Genomic DNA, 2,823 nt, shown 5'->3' with positions numbered 1-2,823 from the left:
TCCTGTCTTAGCTCTCTCCAGGAAATTCGGTGCGGTTCAGTACGCTTCTGGCTGAATGGGTCCGCTGGCAGCGGAAACGGCGGTATGCCCAAAAAACAGAAGAACTTCAGCAGCGCATTAAGGAAACAGAACAGTAAAGGACAGAGCAATGGCGGTTGGACACTATTTGTTTCAGGACGATAAAACGAGCTGCGGTGGTGTGATCACCGAAGGCATGCCTGATCACATGCATTTCGGTCGCTTGCAGGCCTGCGAGGAGCACAGCGTCACCTGTGGTAAATTCCCTGGCCTGTATAAAATCATGGGCGGTTTACCGGACGATTTTATTCATGGCCGTCGCATTGCCGGAACGCTGCACAGCAGAAGCACCTGCCCGTGCCGGGCAGAGTTTATACCTTCGATATACACCGACACGTATGAATTTATTCCCCAAGAGAACAGAGGTAGTAATAACTCAGCCGATCCGTATAATCCTTTCAAAGCCGGGCCGCCGGTATTTGCAAAATCCTGTCTGCGCCCGGAAGGCTGTACCGACGCCGGTACGCAGGAGGAGCCGCAGGAGAACGTGGGCGACATGGCGTTTTATCTGTCTGTGCCTGCCGGTGAAAAAGACAGGGAACGGGCGCATCTGACCCAGCAGCGTCTGGCCATGAGTCCGCCACTGGAAAAGAGCCTGTTCGATAAAGTAACCGGATTTTTCTTTGGGGAAGCGCAGGCAAATGTCTTTTTACCTCCGCGGGGTCTCCCGATACCTATTCCAGGCAATAACAACAGTGATATTGCCACAGACGCAGATACCCAGATGGCAACGGAACTGACAGTCGTCACGCGTAAACTTGGTGACTACATCGTCAGGAAGAAGAATGAGATTGAGATTAATATGTCGCTGCCATGGTTGTTGATGGGGGCTATGGTTTACGACAAATTGAAAGGACACCCCAGCGATTTACTGACGCCTGAGAAATTGCTTGAAGTCGCCATAGGTAAGGGCACAGTGCCAACACGCGTGCGTTATCGCTGGGAAAAAGATCCGGAGACGGGGCGTCTGAAAGCCGTAGGTTATCATACCTCACCGGAAAGCGGCAGAGATCAGGTCAGAGTCAGACTACTGTGTAAGAACATTAATGGTGGTTATGATTTCTGGGGAGATGAGAGAGCGAATAAACCGCTGATCACCTGGACCCCTGCTGACCCACCTGGTCTCGGTAACCCCGGGGGTTGGCACACAGGAAATGATGCTCCGCCCATTGATATCGGTGCTCTGCCTGGGCTGGAATACCCGGATATTGAAGGGGTGAAAATCCTCACCACACCTGTACCGGAAGAGAGGGATTTCCGCGATTACATTCTGGTGTTTCCGGGGAACGTGCATCCGCCAATTTACGTGTACCTGAGCAAACCCCCAGTGGAGTTTCTGGAAGTCGATTTGTATAAAAATTTTGAAGGAAGATCTCGACAGGGGAAATACGAAGTCGATCATATGCCATCTAAGCAATCTGTTATACTAAATTTAAAGAGAAAATACCCACACTTAACAGATAAACAGTTAGATAAAATGTCTGATAATGTTGCATCAATAGCAATCCCTATAGAGGTTCACAGAAAAGTTAGCGCCACATATGGGGGACGGAACAGAAGTCAGAAAGAGAATGACTTACTGGACCTCAGAAAGGCAATGGAAAAGGACTTCATTACTGAATATGAAGCCCTCAAGTCGTATGGGGCATCTGAAGAACAACTGAACAAGGCTCGTGAGAAAATGCATGAGATAAATGAGGAACAGGGGATTTATAAATGACTGTTAATGTTGAAAAATTAGTAAATTGTTTCGGGTTGACACATCAGCAGCTATTAGATGGGAAGATAATTAATTACAAGACGCCACCAAAGGGTACCCAGAGTGATGAGTCTCTTACTTTAGATATGAAAAAGGAAGGTGTTTTTTTGTCTTTTGATAATACAAATTCGCCCGGGCAGCCGCTAAAGGAAATAACACTTACTTTGCATGATAGCAATAAGAAATGGGTGTTTCCAAATGAGCTCCCATTTGGCTTAAAGAAAGAAATGAACAGAAAATGGGTGCATGAAAATTTTGGAACTCCGGAAAAAAGTATTCCCCCCATGGTTATTATGAAAGAAGAGATGGGATGGTATGATCGATATTCGTTGAAAAAAATGAGCACTCCTACAACGATAGTATTCCAGTTTGACTTAAATGAATCTGTTGAAACCGTCACTTTCATTCCCACCGTTTTACTACGATGGTAATAGTTGTANTCACAACTCTACGCCTGGCGCAGCAAACAGCAGCAACAACTGACATCGTCTGAACGCGAGAGCCAACTGGCCGCTGAAAATGCCCGTCTTAAACGGCAACTGGCTGAACGGGATGAAGAACTGGCTATCCTGCAAAAGGCCGCGACATACTTCGCGAAGCGCCTGAAATGAAGTATGTCTTTATCGAAAAACATCAGGCTGAGTTCAGTATCCAGTCGATGTGCCGGCTGCTCCGGGTTGCCCGTAGCGGCTGGTACGTCTGGCGTAAGCGCCGTTTACGGATGAATACACGCCAGCAATTTCGCCTGTCCTGCGATGCTGCCGTCAGTAGCGCTTTTCATCAGTCAAAACAACGATATGGGGCACCACGCCTGGCGGATGAACTTCGCGCCCGGGGACAAACCTTCAATATCAAAACGGTGGCGGCCAGCCTGCGCCGCCAGGGTCTGCGGGCAAAAGCCTCGCGGCGGTTCATTCCGGTCAACTACCGCGCACACGCTCTGCCGGTGTCTGAGAATCTGCTGAGGCAGGACTTCTGCGCCAGTG

At 48.8% G+C, this 2,823-nt stretch carries 2 protein-coding genes and 1 pseudogene; all 3 read left to right on the top strand.

What is annotated here, in order from left to right; genetic code table 11:
* Window positions 1–148 precede the first annotated feature (148 nt).
* Entirely contained in the window at window positions 149–1,798 is a 1,650-nt protein-coding gene (locus tag JJB97_RS17600; protein ID WP_238715378.1) for an S-type pyocin domain-containing protein, read from the top strand.
* Window positions 1,795–2,268: a DUF6392 family protein gene (locus JJB97_RS17595; protein ID WP_238715377.1), complete on the top strand. Its 474-nt coding sequence runs from the start codon at window positions 1,795–1,797 to the stop codon at window positions 2,266–2,268. The genes JJB97_RS17600 and JJB97_RS17595 overlap by 4 nt, the downstream gene beginning before the upstream one ends.
* 9 nt (window positions 2,269–2,277) lie before the next feature.
* A pseudogene (locus JJB97_RS17590) lies at window positions 2,278–2,823 on the top strand (IS3 family transposase); the annotation flags it as partial.

The organism is Tenebrionibacter intestinalis (assembly GCF_016632365.1).
In the GTDB taxonomy this organism is placed as follows: Bacteria; Pseudomonadota; Gammaproteobacteria; order Enterobacterales; family Enterobacteriaceae; genus Tenebrionibacter; species Tenebrionibacter intestinalis.
Note: the sequence above shows the minus strand (reverse complement) of the source record. Positions and strands in the feature narration are given on the sequence as shown.